This is a genomic window from Paenibacillus sp. LS-5 (assembly GCF_056121505.1).
The window spans coordinates 27,616-44,834 of sequence record NZ_JBWAVA010000019.1 but is presented as its reverse complement, the minus strand read 5'-3'; the positions used below and the strand labels follow the sequence as shown (position 1 = coordinate 44,834).

Sequence of the window (17,219 nt, the reverse complement as noted above, 5' to 3'; positions counted from 1 at the left end):
CTCTAAGGTATATAGTGAGGTTGAAACAGACAACCAATCAGGATTGTAAGGGAGGAAATGCGAGTGAAATACAGTTATTTAGGTAAATCCGGATTAAAAGTCAGCCAGCTCTGTCTGGGTACCATGAATTTTGGTCCGGAAACCGAGGAGAAGGAAGCCTTCAGAATTATGGACGCAGCCTTGGACGCAGGCATTAACTTTTTTGATACAGCCAATGTATATGGCGGTAATGACCGGCGCGGCTGGACCGAAGAGATTATCGGCCGATGGTTTCAGCAGGGAGGCGGCCGCCGTGAGAAGGTCGTCCTGGCTACCAAGGTGTATAATGACATGTTCGACGAGCAGGACGGTCCCAATTCAGGTGCCGGTTTGTCTGCGTACAAGATCAGACGGCATTTCGAAGGCTCACTGAAACGTCTGCAGACGGATCATATTGAGCTGTATCAAATGCATCATATCGACCGTAATGTTTCCTGGGACGAGCTGTGGGGGGCTTTTGAAATTCTGGTCTCCCAAGGCAAAGCCGATTACATCGGGTCCAGCAACTTTGCGGGCTGGCATATTGCCACTGCCCAGGCAAAAGCCAAGGAACGCCACTTCCTGGGGCTCGTCTCCGAGCAGCATCTGTATAACCTGCTGGAGCGGACACCGGAACTGGAGGTTCTTCCGGCTTCGCAGGAGCTTGGCCTGGGAGTGATTCCATGGAGTCCGCTGGCCGGCGGCTTGCTGGGACGCAATGCGCTGTCCAAATCGGGCGTACGCAGCGCCCGTTCGGCCAAACTGGAGCAGCACCGGGGCCAGCTGGAGCAATTCTCCGCGCTCTGCAAGGAGCTTGGAGAGCATGAGGATCAAGTGGCATTGGCCTGGGTACTTGCTAATCCGGCTGTGACTGCACCGATCATTGGGCCGCGGACGATTGAACAGTTCGAAGATTCGCTCAGAGTCACCGAGATCGTGCTCGAAGCAGATACGCTGAAGAAGCTGGATGAGATCTTCCCGGGACCGGGCCGTCCGGCACCGGAAGCCTACGCCTGGTAAATGTTGCGAAAGAAATCAATATAGGAATCCGGCTGCTGCATATTTTCTGCAGCAGCCGGCCAGCACGGGAGTATCCTTTGGGATGCCCCGTGTTTTTTTATTCTATGATTAATATTCACCGGGATTTGAATCCTGAGAGGTGGAACGAATGATGACAAGGTCCCCTTCCTCGTTAATTTCCGCATATGCCACTAAATCCAGATCCGGATGGCCAAGCTCCTGAAGCTTCCGGCGCAGCCAGGTTTCATCATGGCCGAGACTGGCCAGCGTGTCCCGCTGTACCACACCGGCTTCCACCAGACTGCGGGGGAGCTGTACGCTCTGTGGCGCGAGGTTCAGATCTTTGCGGGGAGCCGGCTCATATTCAGGTTTCTTAAGGATACTGAGCGATCCGTTGGTTTCATAAATGGCATAGGCCACCTCATTTACGGAGAAGGTATCCTTCGCTCGCAGCATCATTCTCAGCTGCTCGAAGTCCAGATTGTTTTTGCGGAGTCTAGAGAGATCAAGCTTACCGTCACGGATGAGAATTTCCGGCTCACCCTCCAGCGGTTTGCGCAGCTTGCGGACTCGCTGTGTGATCTTTTCAAAGAGAATGGAGAGCAAGGTCCATACTGCCAGAGCAAATAGCAGCAGCAGTACCGACTTATCCGGCTCATAAATGGTGTTTCCTACCAAATCGCCAAGAATTACAGCAGAGATAAAGTCGAAAGGCGTTAAAGCGGAGATTTCCTTTTTGCCAAGCAATCTTGTCATGGCCCATAAGCCGGTGAATCCCGCTGTAAGTTTCACTAATACGGATAGGTAATCCATAGTTTTTACCTCCCTGATGCGATTTGGATTGCAGATCGCAGATCTAAGAATGTATAACCCATACACCTTCCGTTGTAACATGAAACATATGCCGCTCCAGCCGGGTGGTTCCTTAGAAGAGTGACGGGGATGAATCTTGGATCTTCCTGTGATAAGCTGAGCATGGAGAATGAATTGTACGCTTATTTATAAAGAATGCAGAGGAGGTGGCTATTACGCTTTTTTATTTGATATCCCTATTGATCGTTATTGCGGACCAGGGAGCCAAGTGGGCGGTGCGCTCTCATATGCAGCTGGGTGAGAGCATTCCTGTGTGGAGCGGACATCTGCAGTTTACGTATTACGAGAACAGTGGCGCAGCGTTCAGCTCTTTTCAGGGATTTGGCCAGTATTTCGCTATAGTTGCAATAGTCTTCGTTGCTGCGATCTTATATTACAGACACAAGGGGGAGCTGCGCGGACCTTTGCTGGAAGCAGCGAGCGGATTTCTGGTAGGAGGAGCCATCGGGAACGCCCTTGATCGTGTGATTTATCATCAGGTGACTGATTTTCTGGTCTTCGGCAGCAGGGGCGGCATTCTGAACCTTGCAGACTTGGCGATCAATGCCGGAGGACTGCTCGTGGTGGTTCATCTGCTGAAGGGACCGCTGACACGTTTATCTTTTAAAAGATAATATAATTCCTTCAGGCTGGAATCTCCCTGGTTTGAATGTGAATGGCTGAATTCTTACAAATTTATCGTATAATTAATATCATTTTATCTAATAGAAGTTATCACTAAATATGATGAAGCTGGTTAAATCAAAGCTTTTTACTATGATTTAACCGGCTTTTGTGCGTTTTATTGAAATTATTGGTTATATAGTATGAATTTAGCAGCATTATGCCTCGTTGATCGTTTCATATAATTGTGATAGCCTGAATTCATGATGTTAAGAGGGAAGCAGATTTCATGCGAGGAGAGGTCGATAGTGTTGCAATTACATGTTACGAACAGTCCTTTTAATGAGGAACAAGTGGAGCTTCTAAACCGCCTTCTGCCGTCATTGACGCAGACACAGCAGATTTGGCTTGGCGGATATATATCTGCACTGACACTGCAGGGCGCATCAACTGTAACAACTGCAGTGCCGGCTGTGCTTGCGGCATCCGGTACAGGTGTTGCTGCTGCTTCAACTGCGATTGCCCAGCCGCCTGTTTCCCGTGAGATCACAGTGCTCTTCGGATCGCAGACTGGTAACTGCCAGCGTCTCGCCTCCAGCCTGTCAGGCAAGCTGAAGGAGCAGGGTTTCGAGGTTACCGTATCTGCCATGAATAGCTTTAAGCCGAATGGGCTGAAGAAGGTGGAGAATCTTCTAATTCTGGTCAGCACTCATGGAGAAGGCGAACCGCCGGATAATGCCCGGTCGTTTCACGAATTTCTGTATAGCAAAAGAGCGCCTCAACTGAATCATCTGAGATATTCGGTGCTGGCTCTTGGGGATACCTCTTATGAATTCTTCTGCCAGACTGGCAAGGATTTCGACAAGAAGCTGGAAGAGCTTGGCGGACAGCGCCTGAGCCCGCGTGTGGACTGCGATCTGGACTATGACGAACCGGTCGCTGATTGGATAGAACAAGTGATTACCGCCCTTAACGGTGCCCAGGGTGCCCCGGTAATTGCTGAAGAGGCCGTACTCGCGGCTGAACATGCGGAATCGCTGCAATCTGCGTATTCCCGCAATCATCCTTTTCAGGCTGAGGTACTGGAGAATGTGAATCTGAACGGACGCGGCTCGGACCGGGAAACCCGCCATTTGGAGCTGTCGCTCGCAGGTTCTAACATGACCTTCGAACCTGGGGACTCGCTTGGAGTCTATCCAGAGAATCACCCCCGCCTGGTTGAGGAGATCATTGCTGCCATGGGCTGGAATTCCGGAGAAGCCGTTCCCCTGAACAAAAAAGGGGAAGAGGGCACCCTGCAGGAGGCCCTTCTCCGCCACTATGAAATAACCGTCCTGACCAAGCCGCTGCTGGAACAGGCAGCGAAGCTGTCAGCAGCTCCCGCGCTTCATGAGCTGCTGCAGCCGGACCGATCGAACCAGTTGAAAGAATATATCCAGGGACGCGATCTGCTCGATCTGATTCAGGATTTTGCGCCATGGGATGTCCCGGCCCGCAGCTTCGTAACCATTCTGCGCAAGCTGCCGGCAAGACTATACTCCATTGCCAGCAGTTATAACGCCAATCCTGAAGAGGTTCATTTCACAGTACGGGCGGTACGCTATGAATCCCATGGACGAGAACGCTATGGTGTATGCTCGGTTCACTGCGCGGAGCGTGTGCACCCAGGAGACACTTTGCCTATATATATCCAGAACAATCCGAATTTCAAGCTGCCGGTTAGTCCCGATGTGCCAGTGATCATGATCGGACCCGGTACGGGAGTCGCACCGTTCCGCTCGTTCCTGGAGGAACGCGAGGAGCAAGGTGCAGAAGGCAAGACTTGGCTGTTCTACGGAGACCGTCATTTTGTGACGGACTTCCTCTATCAGACTGACTGGCAGAGGATGCTGAAGGACGGTGTGCTGAATAAGCTGGACGTGGCCTTCTCCCGGGATACGGAGGAGAAAGTCTATGTGCAGCACCGTATTCTGGAGCAGAGCAAGGAACTCTATTCCTGGCTGCAGGAAGGCGCCCATGTATATGTCTGTGGAGACGAAAAGCATATGGCCCACGACGTCCACGCAGCACTGATTACCGTGATTCAGGAGGAAGGCGGATTGAGCCCTGAAGCAGCAGCGGCTTATCTGGACACTCTGCAGCAGGAGCAGCGTTACCAGCGCGATGTATATTAAAGCTTAACAAACAGGGAATGCGGGAGAGGAGACTTGCAGCAATGGCGAATAATGAATCTGTGGTGAAGCCCATCGGCGGCCCGCCTAGTGATGTTGAACATATTAAGCTTGAGAGCAATTACCTGCGGGGAGCTCTGGTGGATACGCTGAAGAACCCGATCACCGGGGGGCTGCCTGAGGATGACAACCGGTTGCTTAAGTTCCACGGCAGCTACATGCAGGATGACCGGGATTTGCGCAGTGAACGGGAGCGTTCGAAGCTGGAACCGGCCTATCAATTCATGCTGCGTGTTGTCGCACCGGGTGGTGTGGCTACCCCGGCACAATGGCTGGTCATGGATGAGCTGGCCCACAAATACGGCAACGGTACTTTGCGGCTGACTACCAGACAGGCGTTTCAGATGCATGGAGTGCTCAAATGGAATTTGAAAAAGACGATCAAGACCATTAACGATACGCTGATGACTACCCTTGCCGCTTGCGGTGACGTCAATCGTAATGTCATGAGCGGTCCCAATCCGTATCAGTCCGAGGTTCACGGCGAGGTCTACGAGTGGGCTCGCAAGATCAGCGATCATCTGGCACCGCGTACACCTGCCTATCATGAAATCTGGCTGGACGGTGAAAAGGTAGTGGACAGCAAAGACGGAGCTATCGTGGAACCGATCTATGGTCCGGTCTATCTGCCGCGGAAGTTCAAAATCGGCCTCGCGGTCCCGCCATCCAATGATGTGGATGTATTCTCCCAGGACTTGGGCTTTATCGCTGTCCTGGAAGACGGCAAGCTGGCCGGCTTCGATGTTACGGTTGGCGGCGGTATGGGGATGACCCATGGCGACACCAGCACGTATCCGCAGCTTGGACGGGTCATCGGCTTCTGCCGGCCGGAGCAAATGATTGATCTGGCGGAGAAAACCGTTACGATCCAGCGCGACTTCGGCAACCGGTCGGTCCGCAAAAATGCCCGTTTCAAATACACTATCGACCGCCATGGTCTGGAGTGGTTTATCGGTGAATTGCAGTATCGCTTAGGCTGGGAATTGGAACCGGCAAGAGGCTTTCACTTCGACCATAACGGAGACCGTTACGGCTGGGTGAAGGGTGTGAACGGCAGATGGAATCTGACGCTCTATATCCAGAGCGGACGGATTCATGACACGGAGAGCGTCAAGCTCATGACCGGCCTGCGGGAAATTGCCAAAATCCATGATGGAGACTTCCGTCTGACCCCTAATCAGAATCTGATTATCGGCAATGTCAGCAGCCTGAAGAAACGCAAGGTCACGGAACTCGCCAAGCAGTATGGATTGACAGATGGTGCACATCTTACGGCTCTGCGGCGCAGCTCAATGTCCTGTGTGGCGCTTCCGACCTGCGGATTGGCTATGGCTGAGGCAGAACGTTATCTTCCGCTGCTGCTGGATAAGCTGGAGCTGATCATCGACGAAGCAGGGCTTCGGGATGAAGAAATTGTGATCCGCATGACGGGTTGCCCGAATGGCTGTGCCAGACCGGCACTAGGGGAAATCTCGTTCATCGGGAAGGCTCCGGGCAGATATAACATGTATCTGGGGGCAAGTTTTACCGGCGACCGTCTGAATAAGCTGTATAAGGAAAATATTGATGAACAGGAAATTCTGGCGACGCTTGCGCCGATCATCCGCCACTATGCCAAAGAGCGCTTAACCGGTGAGCATTTCGGGGACTTTGTGATCCGCAGCGGATACGTAAAGGCGGTTACGTCTGGACTTAATTTCCACGACTGATTCTTTAACGAGAATAGGAAACGGACCCGTATCTCTCTATAGGGAGAGAGGGTTCGTTTCTTTTTTTGAAAGGATTCAGATTAAATTTGGATTTTTGGCGAATATATTTCATAATATAGAGATGAACGACCAAACCATAACTAAGAGCCATTATTGTAAGTAATGTGTTCTGTACAGAAGAGGCGAAATGAATGATCATCATGAAAACGATGGAAGAGATCGAAAAAATGCGGGCAGCCGGCAAAATCCTTGCGGAATGCCACCGGCAAATCGCTCAAATCATTAAGCCGGGAATCACAACTTGGGAAATCGACCAGTTTGCCGAAAAGTTTATTCTCTCCCAAGGAGCTACTCCCGAGCAAAAGGGTTATCACGGCTATCCTTATGCGACCTGCGCATCTGTAAACGATGTGATCTGCCATGGATTTCCGAAGCATGAGGAGCTGAAAGACGGGGATATCGTAACCATTGATATGGTTGTGAATCTGAATGGCTGGCTTGCGGATTCAGCCTGGTCCTACGCTATCGGCAATATCAGCGAACAGGCGGAGAAACTGCTGAATACGACTAAAGAGTCATTATTTAAAGGGATTGAGCAAGCTGTCGCCGGCAACCGGATCGGGGATGTTGCCCATGCGATACAGGTATATGCCGAATCGAACGGCTTCTCCGTCGTACGTGACTTCATTGGTCACGGCATCGGATCCGAAATGCATGAGGGGCCTGAGGTACCACATTATGGACCCGCAGGGAAGGGACCAAGACTCAAAGAAGGTATGGTATTTACCATCGAACCGATGCTGAATACCGGAAGTTACCGCACTAAGATTGATGCAGACGGGTGGACTGCCCGCACGATCGATGGCGGCCTGTCTGCCCAGTATGAGCATACCCTGGCCATCACTCCGCAGGGCACCATTATCCTGACTGAACTGTAAATCGGTGTCTAGTAAGATCTGCCCACACAAGCAGCGGCTGTGCCGTCCCACCCGGGACTGCACAGCCGCTGCTTGTGTATAAGATTGAACATGAATGTCAGCTAATCAGTAATATTGCGGGTGTAATATTCGATAATGTCTTTCCGGCGGATAATACCCAGGAAGATGCCCTGATCATCAACAACCGGGACGAAATTCTGATCCGCAGCCAGTGTAAGCATATCCTCCATCTGTGCATGAATCTCGACACTTTCGTTATGAACATGACGCTGAATATCGCTTACGGTCACTTCCCGCATGTTCTCAAAGCTTAATCCTGCCGTATCCTTCAGCTTCCACAGCAGATCTCCTTCAGATAAGGTTCCCACATATTTACCTTCTTCATCAATGATGGGGATGGCAGAATAATAATGATTCTCCAATTGTTCCAAGGCTTCCAGCATGGTGATGGAGGAGGTAATGAATGATACCTGGTCCTTGGGCAGTAAAAAGGCGGAAATTTCCATTCGTGTAGGCTCCTTTACAGCGGGATTTGCCGATAACGGTATTCTTATTAAAACACAGATTCTCATGTAAGCGCATAAAAAAATAGGTTTTGCGATGTTTTTTTGCATGAAAAAAGGATACAGCATCTCATGAATCGTTCTGAGACCTATATCCTTATAGTACCCGGAGGATCGGGAAGACAGGTTAAGCGTTGTCGCCGCTCTGTCCGCCTTCGTGGCTTAGCTGCCAGATGATCCCGAATTTGTCTTTCAGGCTGCCATAGCATTTGCTCCAGAAGGTTTCTTGCAGGTCCATGATTACAGTACCGCCTTCTTTGAGCTTATCGAACCACGCTTTGATTTTACCGGTATCGGCATTCATTAGAGTAAGGTTTATGTTATTCCCTTCAGTATAAGGCATACCGGGGAAAACATCCGAGAACATCACTGGACTTCCGTCAATGAACAACATGGCGTGCATCACGAGAGGGTTGGCTTCCTCGGGAAGAGGGTGGGCTGGGTCGGGAGGCGACTCTCCAAATGTCATTATCTGCGGTGGCTCCGTTCCAAATACTTCGGCATAGAACTCTACAGCTTCACGGGCATTTCCGTTAAAATTGAAATACACATTAATCGCCACAGGCTTCACTCCTCATAAAGGTTAATGTAAAGGCAAACGCTTTATTTCCATACTATATCATGTGCTTGTCCATTGTAGAAATATACGATTGATTATAGATAGACAATCTGCAGGCAGTTTCAATATACTTAAGGAAAGTATTGGGACTTATGTGCTGGAGGTTTGGATAGAACGTTCTAGATTCACCCGTATCATTGTGACCTGAGGCATAAGGAGGCTGGATATCGTGAATACAGACATCGCAGTCCGAAGACTGGCTAATCAGTTCATTCACAGCTCTGCCTCAATGGAGCCGGAGGAGGTTGTCCGAAGATTAGGGGCTTTACAGGCCCAGGATTATCTGCAGGCCGTGTGGGCGATCGGCCTGCGAACGCCTTCAGCCACGCTGGCCCAGGTAGAACAGGCAGTAGCGGAGCGGAAGATTGCGCTAACCTGGACGCTGCGGGGAACGATTCATTTCGTACCGCCAGAGGATGTGAAATGGATGCTGCAGCTATGCGCTCCGCGTCTGCTAAGACAGGCTGTTCGAAGAATGGAGCAGCTGGAGCTGGATGAGAAGTCCCTCGAACGCGCCAGGAAGATCATCTATAACGCACTCAAGAACGGCGAGAGTGTACGGCGGCCTGACCTGCTTGCGCTGCTTGAGGCCGGGGGCATCCACACTGGAGGACAGCGCGGTTATCATATCTTGTGGCACAGCGCGTACACTGGACTAATCTGCTTTGGGCCGCGCAGCGGGAAACAGCAAACCTTTGTACTGCTCGACCGGTGGGTGAAGCATTCCCGGGAGCTGTCTTACGAGGAATCCCTCTCCGAGCTGGCCTTGCGCTATTTTACAGCCCACGGACCGGCTACCGTACAAGATTTTGCATGGTGGGCAGGGTTGTCGCTAAAGGAGGCCAGAGCAGGGCTGGATACGGTCAAGGGAAAACTTGAGACCGCTGTCTTCACAGGTACTGAGTATTGGAGTCCGTCTTCAACTGCAGGACAGACACCAACCCTCTCTGAGGTTCATTTGCTTCCCGGTTTCGATGAATATGTTCTCGGGTATAGTGACCGTAGCGCTGTACTTGAACCAGAGACAGCCCCGCTCATCGTGCCGGGTAATAATGGTGTGTTTCTGCCAACGATTGCCGCAGGCGGGCAGATTATCGGCACCTGGAAACGAACCGTCAAGACTAAAGGCGTTGATCTGAGGTTCAGAACCTTCAAGACTCTGGAGAAGAAATGGGAAGCGAAAATTATGCAGGCCGCTGAGCGGTATGCAGGCTTTTTAGGACTCCCTGTGTTAAAGACTGCATTTGAAGATTAGCATGTACAGATGGATGCGGATGAGCCTGTTGGGTGAATCGGAATTGAAATAGGAAACTCTACGAAGAGGAAGTGTCAACATTGGAGGATTATACCTTATTATTGGATAAGCTTTTGCAGCAGGAACAGGATTTGCAGTTCAGTACATTTTCGAATCAGACAGCCATCCGGCTGGGCACCGCCATTGTAGAGAGAGCTGTGGAGTTGAATAAGCAGATCGTGGTGGATATCCGCAAGAATGGCATAGTCCTGTTCCACGCCAAAATGGATGATACCGGCCCGAACAACGACCGCTGGATTGCCCGCAAGATAAATACAGTCAACCATTTCGGCCATTGTTCTTACTATATGCATGTACTGTATAAATCATGGAACACAACGATTCAGGACAATGCCTTTGTAGATCCGATGGAGTATGCTGCCGAGGGCGGGTGTTTCCCTATCTTTATCAGGAATGCAGGCCCGGTAGGTAGCATTTCGGTCTCTGGATTATCGGGGGAGGAAGACCATGAGATGATTGTTAGCGTGCTTGAGCACTTCCTCAAGGCGGAGTAAGAAACTACAGTATATGTATATCAAATGGGCGTTCACAGCCATAATCCTTGGCCGCGTGAACGCCTTTTACATCTGTTTTCCAAGTTCGTATGAAAATGGCGGGAATGGCAATAAACCAGGCAGGAATAATCTGGGTGAATATCGAATAGTTTTGTTTGTCAACAAAATTCGACTTTTTATTTATAAGAGGGGATTCCGCCATGATTAAAAAAAATAAGACTGTCTTCCTGATCCTGACGTTTGCTCTGATCTTCCTGCTTCCATTGCTGGGGAGTATAGCCAAGTGGAAGGGAATGCCGCCGGGATATGGCGATTTTCCTGCTCAAAAGGTAGAGGCGGACCCTGGCTTCAGCCTGCTGTACTTTTCACTGGCTTGCATTGTTGCCCTGATGATCACACTGGTTCTGGTTTTCCCCTATTGGTGTGGCTTCAAAAAGGTCCAGGATAGACCTGTACCGAAGAATGGGTTCACTCCTTTTCCTGTCTGGTTCTGGTGGAGTCTGCCTGTGCTTGCTGTCAGCTGGTTCCTGATGTGGGCCCGGGTCAAACTGTTTGTTTCACTCGAATCCTATACTTTTGTACCCTTATGGTGGTCGTTCATATTAATTCTGGACGGATTGGTGTATAAAAGAAATAAAGGCGCATCCATCATTTCGCGGAAGCCCCATGTGATGCAGCTTCTGGCTGTAGTGTCCTGCTTTAGCTGGTTTGCTTTTGAATATCTTAATTTTTTTGTGCTTGAGAACTGGTATTATCCGAACGATAAGGTGTTCTCGAACTTTGGCAATGTGTTTTGGTTCTCGCTGTCGTATACAACTGTGCTTCCGGCAATTTTTGAATGGTATCTGCTGCTTAAGACTTTCAGCGCGTTCAGGAACCGCTATAGTCATGGTCCGAAATTCAAGGTCTCCCCGACTTTTCTGATCCTCTACTATGGACTCGGGCTGATCCTCGCTTTTGGAATGGGGTATTATCCGTATTTGCTGTTTTGGGTGCTGTGGGTGGCACTTGTACCGATGCTCTCCGCGGCTATGGCGCTTGTAGGATTCTGGACGCCATTTACTCCGGCCAAGAACGGGGACTGGTCCAGTGTCATTCTGATCGGGCTTGCCACGCTGTTTAACGGATTCTTTTGGGAATTCTGGAATTTCGGCAGTGAGTGGTTCCATGATTCTCTGCCAACCAATCCTAACTACTGGAAGTACTCTGTACCTTACTTGGACAAATTTCATATTTTCTCCGAGATGCCTGTCCTGGGGTATTTCGGTTATCTGTTTTTTGGGCTGAACTGCTGGATTATCTGGCTGATTGCTGCCTATATTTTTAAATTTGATGCGGATATTGAAGTGACGGGAGAACAGAGCTAAAGGTGGAGTGGGCATGGTTGTGTTTGACCAATATAAGATACTGGATACGATCTCCGATCAATATATAAAATCCGTATACCGGGCCATCGACTCCGTAACCGGTGAACCGGTAATCCTGAAGGTGCTAAAGCCGGAATATGCCGGTACGGAAGCGGTGATGAGGTTCAAGCAGGAGTACAAGTTGCTGAAGGAGCTGAGTGATCACACAACAGGTGTCATCAAGCCTTACAGGCTGGAGGAGCAGAATAATTCTTACATTATGGTGCTGGAGGATATTCACGGGCGTTCGCTCAAGCGGATTATGGCGGAGGATCATCCGGAGCCCGAGTCACTTTTACAGCTGGCGGTCCGTATCGTGGATATTCTGGGGAGCATTCATGAACAGAATGTTATTCATAAGGATATCAAGCCTTCCAATATCATTTGGAACAGGGATCAGAATCTTGTACAAATCATAGATTTCGATCTTGCGGTGAAGCTGTCGAGGGAGCAGCGGGATTTTCAGAACAATGGTGTACTGGAAGGCAGCCTGCTGTATATATCACCGGAGCAGACGGGCAGAATGAACCGCAATATTGATTATCGCAGCGATTATTATTCCCTGGGCGTAGTCCTGTACGAGATGATGACCGGGAAAAAGCCTTATGATGCCGGGGAAATGCTGGAGCAAATCTATTCGATTATTGCGAAGGAAGCCGTTTCTCCTTACAAAGCAACCGGGGGAAAGGTCTCAAGCAGTCTGTCAGCAGTGATTATGAAGTTAATGGAGAAGTCATCAGAGGACCGGTACCGCAGCGCATATGGGATAAAAGCAGACTTGAATAAATGTTTGGCCGGGCAGGATAACTTTGTTGTCGGTGCAGAAGACCGGCTGAATATCTTTCGGATTCCTCAAAAGTTATATGGACGCGAGCAAGAGCTAGAATCCCTGGTGAAGTCGTTCCGCAGAAGTGTCAGTGGCAGTACACAGCTGATGCTGATTACTGGTGAAGCCGGGGTGGGCAAGACAGCGCTGGTGCATGAACTGCACAAATACATAAGCGAAGAGAAGGGGCTTTTTGCTGAAGGGAAGTTCGACCAGTATAACCAGAACATCCCTTATAGCGCCATTACTCAGGCCTTTCGGCGATTGCTCAGCCAATTGATGGATAGTCACGATGAGGATTATAAGGCTGATATCAAGCGGACCTTAACCGAAGCTCTGGACGGAAATGGCCATCAGATTGCCGGTCTGCTCCCTGAGCTCGATGCCTGGATTGGTATCCAGCAGGAGATGGAGACGTTGAATCCGGCAGAAGAAACCAACCGCTTCTACCTTACCTTTGCCAGGTTCATCGAAGGAATTACCCATAACGAGAAACCGTTAGTGCTGTTTCTGGATGATGTGCAATGGGCGGATTATTCCAGTCTGCAGCTTGTTGAGAAGCTGATGGGTCATCAGTTGCAGAAGCTCCTCATTGTCTGCTCTTACCGGCAGAATGAAATACATGAGGGACATCCTTTGTTTGGTATGATATCCAATCTAGCGAATACCCATGAGGTTGGGACAATTATTCTTAACTCCCTATCAGCATCACAGGTAGGCAGTCTGATTGCTGATACTCTATTCACTACAGTGACCCGGGCGGCGGAACTTACGGAAGTGATATATAAGCGGACCAAAGGAAATGTCTTTTTTGTCTATGAGATTTTGAAAGATCTGTACAGGAACGGGTATTTGTATTTTGACGAGTCGGAAGGATTATGGACCTGGCAGCTTCAACGGATTATGAGCTTGCCGGTCAACGAAAATGTTGTCGATTTTCTGATGCTGAAGCAGCAGGAGCTACCGGAGAAGGTGCGGAGAATTCTGATGCTTAGCGCCGTGGTGGGGAATGTATTCGACTTTGGAATATTGGCTCTGATTGCGGATGAACCGCTTGAGGTTATTGCTCATGCCATAGCTACAGCAGTGGAGAAGGAGTACATCTTACCCGACGACTACCGGTATGCCCGGATGACCAGCTTTCTCTCAGCACCGGAGGAAGAGGTGTTGCAGTGTCTGGATATTCGGTTCAAATTTGCACATGACCGGATTCAGCAGGCGTTCTACCAGATGCTTGACGGGGGGGAAAGCGCTGCACTGCATCTGGCCATTGGCCGCTTGCTGCTTAAGCGCCTGGGTTCTGAGGAGATTGAGGCGATTATCGTAGATATTGCCGCACATCTGAACAAAGGACTGGACAGATTGTCCGGTAAGGCGGAAATCGATGAAGTGATCAGGATTAATCTAAGAGCTGCGCGCAAGGCCAAGGCAGCCTTCGGCTATGACTCGGCGTTCCGGTTGCTGGAAGCCAATATCCGGCTGCTGGGAGATACATCTTGGGAAGAGGATGAGACACAGACTTCAGAGATTTACCGGCTATATACGGAATGTGGATATCTTACTCATCAGGTAGAAGCCGCCGATTCAGCAGGTGCCGTTCTGATCAATCATACCGGAGACAAAATGGCTCTCGCCCATATCTATGAAATGCAGGCCAACCATTACATGTATCTGGGAATGATGAAAGAGTCTATCGCCTCAGGGAGGTTAGGTTTATCTGCGCTTGGTATTCATATCCCTGCCCGGGTAGGCATGGCATCGGTTCTTATTGAACTTGTGAAGATCAAAGCTGCGCTGCGGGGAAAAACGGCCGATCATATTTTTGAAGCCGCAGAGATGAAAGATCCGGAAATGAAGCTGGTAATGCGGCTATTGATCAACTTTATTCCTCCCGCTTTTATTTCCGGTGAGACCTCACTATTCGGACTGGTTGTTCTGAAAAAGGTGGGTCTTACCCTGAAGCATGGAAATGCCCCAGAGTCCGCGCTCGCGTTCATCGGCTATGCCATGCTGCTGTCCGGGTTCGGAGATTCTAAGGGAGCTTTTGACTATGGTCGTCTGGGCATCCGAATCAATGATAAGTTTGGCGATCTGCAGTGGAAAGGAGCGGCGCTTGTTCTATATACGCTGTTCTGTCATACCTGGACCGAACCTTGGGATACACTGCATGAGTGGTACACAACCTCTATTGAGGCGAGTCTCCGGACAGGAGATTTACTCTATCTGGCCCATTCCTGCTTCTACGTGAATCTCTGGAATCCGGGAATGGATATTTCCGCGAATCTGCAGGAGAGCAGCAGAATGATTGCGATGATTGAGAACACGAAATACAAAGAAGCCTTAGCCACCGCACAACTGTCCCGGCAATATCTGCTGAATCTGTCGGGGGAGCTGAAGGACCGGTTATCTTTGGACAGCTCTGACTTTAGTGAAGCAGCCTATCTGGAGGAGCTGGAGGCCGCCAAATATTATTCCGGAATCGCAATCTACTATATTTATAAAATAAAACTGCTGTTCACCTATGAGAATTATAGCGAATCTCTGGCCTATATCGACAAAGCTTACCCGATCATCGGTACGCTTGCCGGTTCAGCTTTTATGGAAGAGTTCGCACTCTACACCTTCTTGAATTTGGCCTATGCCTATCAAGATCTGGGGGCAAACCGGAAGAGGCATGCCAAAGCGAGAATGCGCAAGGAGTATCGCCGGGTACTCAAGTGGGCCAAACATGCGCCAGATACCTTCCGTCAGCATGAGCTGCTGATGAAGGCCGAATGGGCCAGAATTGCTGGACGTGACGATGAAGCGGGTCAGTATTATGATCAGGCCATCGAGGCCAGCGAGCGGGGGGGATTTGTACGTTACAAGGCGCTATGCAATGAGCTGGCTGCCCGTTTTTATAACCGCAAGGATTTCAAAGAATTCGCGGGTTACCTGCTGAGGCAGGCAGAGTATTATTATTCGGTCTGGGGTGCGAAAGGGAAAATCGCTTTTCTGGGCGAACGGTACCCTGAGATGATTACACGAATTCATACCAAAGAACTCATGTATAACCACATGGTATCGGATTACACGGAAAGCCTGGATCTGAACTCGATGATTCTGGCTTCACAGGCGATCTCCAAGGAAATTGAGCTGAACAATCTGCTGGAAGCCCTGATGCAAATCGTCATTAAGAATGCCGGCGCGCAAAGAGGCTGCATTGTGATGTCCTCCGCAACGAACCTGCTCGTCGAAGGGGAGTACCGGCCGGCTGAAGACAGGATTACTGTTGCTGTACATGATCGGACCAAATATAATGAACTGCCGTACACTATCCTGAATCAGGTGGTCGAGAGCCGCGAGAGTGTAATCTATAATGATGCATTCTCCGAAACACCATTTGTAAATGATCCTTATATTGTCAAATGTAGGCCTAAATCGATGGTCTGCATGCCGCTGATCAATCAGAACAAGACCATAGCAGTGATTTATCTGGAAAACAGCCTGATGACGGGTGTATTCACCGAGCAACGAATGAAGATTATTAATTTGCTGTCACGGGAAATGGTGTTTTCGCTGGAAAATGCCACTCTGTATTCCGAGCTTGAGCGCTCAGAGGAAAAGTATCGGGAACTGGTTAACAATTTGCAGGACGGAGTCTTTATTACCCAAGACGAAATATGCAAATACGTCAATGAGGCTTTGGCGCAAATGCTTGGTTATGTGGCGGAAGAAATGGTGGGCCAGCCTTTTGTGAAATTTGTAAGTCTTCCAGAACGGGAGAAGGTGATGCATTATTATGCAAGAAGGGTGGAGGGGAAGCAGGCCCCTTTTGAATATGAAACCAAATTAATCCACAAAGATCAGATCCGTGAGGTGATTGTGATCCACAAGGTCACACGGATCAACTATAAGAACAGGCCCGCTATTCAGGGGACCGTCAAGGATATCACCGAACGGAAAAAGGCAGAGCAAGAGCTCCTGAAGCATAAAGAGCACCTGGAGGATCTGGTAGCTGAGCGCACCAAGGAGCTGGAGCTGAATAATGAAGAGTTGAATAAGTACATTCAGCTGATTGAAAAGATATCTATCACTGATGAGCTGACAGGCTTGTATAACCGCAGATATTTCAACAAGCTGCTGGTAGTTGAAGTGGAAGAAGCTGCAGCGAAGCAGCAATATCTGACTTACATGATGCTCGATATTGATTATTTCAAGAAATATAATGACACCTATGGGCATTATGAAGGTGATAAAGTATTGCGTAGAGTAGGAAGCTTGCTGCAAGAGCTGTCGGTACGTTCGAATGGATTCGCGTTTCGTCTGGGCGGAGAAGAGTTCGGTATCCTTGTCAGCGGCTACACTCCGCGGCAATCACAGGATTATGCGGAGAATATCAGAAGAAGCATAGCTGATCTGGGCATCGAGCATGCGCTGAGTGCAGAATATGGAATCATAACCGTCTCCATTGGAGTGGCCACGATCCATGTGGACCAAGTTCGCGAAGGGGATCTCTACAAGCTTAGTGATGATGCGCTGTATCAGTCCAAAGCCAATGGCAGAAACTGCGTAACTCTGTTTGAAGAACCAGAGGGAGCCGCATAAGTTGCATCAGCTATAGC

12 protein-coding genes are annotated in these 17,219 nt (G+C 49.6%); 9 read left to right on the top strand and 3 right to left on the bottom strand.

The annotated features are described in order from the left end of the window. Positions 1–63 precede the first annotated feature (63 nt). Positions 64–1,038 carry an aldo/keto reductase gene (locus AC0MA3_RS22275; protein WP_474657836.1) on the top strand — a complete coding sequence of 325 codons (975 nt, stop codon included), beginning with the start codon at positions 64–66 and terminating at the stop codon, positions 1,036–1,038. Between the two features lie 108 nt (positions 1,039–1,146). On the opposite strand, the gene AC0MA3_RS22270 is transcribed toward AC0MA3_RS22275, so the two are convergent. Continuing rightward, a complete protein-coding gene (locus AC0MA3_RS22270; protein ID WP_474657835.1) occupies positions 1,147–1,851 on the bottom strand; it encodes a DUF421 domain-containing protein in 705 nt (234 codons plus the stop codon). Between the two features lie 206 nt (positions 1,852–2,057). Between AC0MA3_RS22270 and lspA the strand changes: the two genes are divergently transcribed. From lspA to map, 4 genes are all read left to right on the top strand, one after another. After that, a complete protein-coding gene (gene lspA, locus AC0MA3_RS22265) occupies positions 2,058–2,525 on the top strand; it encodes a signal peptidase II (RefSeq protein WP_474657834.1) in 468 nt (155 codons plus the stop codon). Positions 2,526–2,825: 300 nt separating this feature from the next. Next, on the top strand, positions 2,826–4,688 hold the full coding sequence (locus AC0MA3_RS22260) for an assimilatory sulfite reductase (NADPH) flavoprotein subunit (protein WP_474657869.1): 1,863 nt from the start codon (positions 2,826–2,828) through the stop codon (positions 4,686–4,688). A 41-nt stretch (positions 4,689–4,729) separates the two neighbouring features. Then, complete coding sequence (cysI, locus tag AC0MA3_RS22255) at positions 4,730–6,454, top strand: assimilatory sulfite reductase (NADPH) hemoprotein subunit (RefSeq protein WP_474657833.1); 1,725 nt, start codon at positions 4,730–4,732, stop codon at positions 6,452–6,454. 191 nt (positions 6,455–6,645) lie between these two features. Continuing rightward, complete coding sequence (gene map / locus AC0MA3_RS22250; RefSeq protein WP_379150796.1) at positions 6,646–7,392, top strand: type I methionyl aminopeptidase; 747 nt, start codon at positions 6,646–6,648, stop codon at positions 7,390–7,392. Between the two features lie 101 nt (positions 7,393–7,493). Here map and AC0MA3_RS22245 read toward each other — a convergent pair whose 3' ends face one another. Both AC0MA3_RS22245 and AC0MA3_RS22240 read right to left on the bottom strand, forming a co-directional pair. Beyond that, the gene (locus AC0MA3_RS22245; RefSeq protein WP_379150799.1) at positions 7,494–7,898 is read right to left on the bottom strand and encodes a CBS domain-containing protein; all 405 of its coding nucleotides are present in this window, start codon (positions 7,896–7,898) and stop codon (positions 7,494–7,496) included. A 184-nt stretch (positions 7,899–8,082) separates the two neighbouring features. Then, positions 8,083–8,517 carry a VOC family protein gene (locus AC0MA3_RS22240; RefSeq protein WP_474657832.1) on the bottom strand — a complete coding sequence of 145 codons (435 nt, stop codon included), beginning with the start codon at positions 8,515–8,517 and terminating at the stop codon, positions 8,083–8,085. Between the two features lie 226 nt (positions 8,518–8,743). On the opposite strand from AC0MA3_RS22240, the gene AC0MA3_RS22235 reads away from it, so the two are divergent. The 4 genes from AC0MA3_RS22235 to AC0MA3_RS22220 all read left to right on the top strand — a co-directional run bounded on the left by AC0MA3_RS22235 (position 8,744) and on the right by AC0MA3_RS22220 (position 17,202). Beyond that, positions 8,744–9,829, top strand: a complete 1,086-nt coding sequence (locus tag AC0MA3_RS22235; protein WP_474657831.1) for a winged helix DNA-binding domain-containing protein — start codon at positions 8,744–8,746, stop codon at positions 9,827–9,829. A gap of 80 nt (positions 9,830–9,909) precedes the next feature. Next, positions 9,910–10,383 carry a heme-degrading domain-containing protein gene (locus AC0MA3_RS22230; RefSeq protein WP_474657830.1) on the top strand — a complete coding sequence of 158 codons (474 nt, stop codon included), beginning with the start codon at positions 9,910–9,912 and terminating at the stop codon, positions 10,381–10,383. Between the two features lie 200 nt (positions 10,384–10,583). Further along, positions 10,584–11,750: a small-conductance mechanosensitive channel gene (locus AC0MA3_RS22225; RefSeq protein ID WP_474657829.1), complete on the top strand. Its 1,167-nt coding sequence runs from the start codon at positions 10,584–10,586 to the stop codon at positions 11,748–11,750. Between the two features lie 13 nt (positions 11,751–11,763). Further along, positions 11,764–17,202 (top strand): diguanylate cyclase, encoded by a 5,439-nt coding sequence (locus AC0MA3_RS22220; RefSeq protein ID WP_474657828.1) that lies wholly within the window; start codon positions 11,764–11,766, stop codon positions 17,200–17,202. Positions 17,203–17,219 lie beyond the last annotated feature (17 nt).

What these genes read in the sequence shown, in the direction of transcription:
- AC0MA3_RS22270 (WP_474657835.1), bottom strand. Translation starts at nt 1,851, where the DNA reads ATGGATTACCTATCCGTATTAGTGAAACTTACAGCGGGATTCACCGGC.
- cysI (WP_474657833.1), top strand. Translation starts at nt 4,730, where the DNA reads ATGGCGAATAATGAATCTGTGGTGAAGCCCATCGGCGGCCCGCCTAGT.
- map (WP_379150796.1), top strand. Translation starts at nt 6,646, where the DNA reads ATGATCATCATGAAAACGATGGAAGAGATCGAAAAAATGCGGGCAGCC.
- AC0MA3_RS22245 (WP_379150799.1), bottom strand. Translation starts at nt 7,898, where the DNA reads ATGGAAATTTCCGCCTTTTTACTGCCCAAGGACCAGGTATCATTCATT.
- AC0MA3_RS22225 (WP_474657829.1), top strand. Translation starts at nt 10,584, where the DNA reads ATGATTAAAAAAAATAAGACTGTCTTCCTGATCCTGACGTTTGCTCTG.
- AC0MA3_RS22220 (WP_474657828.1), top strand. Translation starts at nt 11,764, where the DNA reads ATGGTTGTGTTTGACCAATATAAGATACTGGATACGATCTCCGATCAA.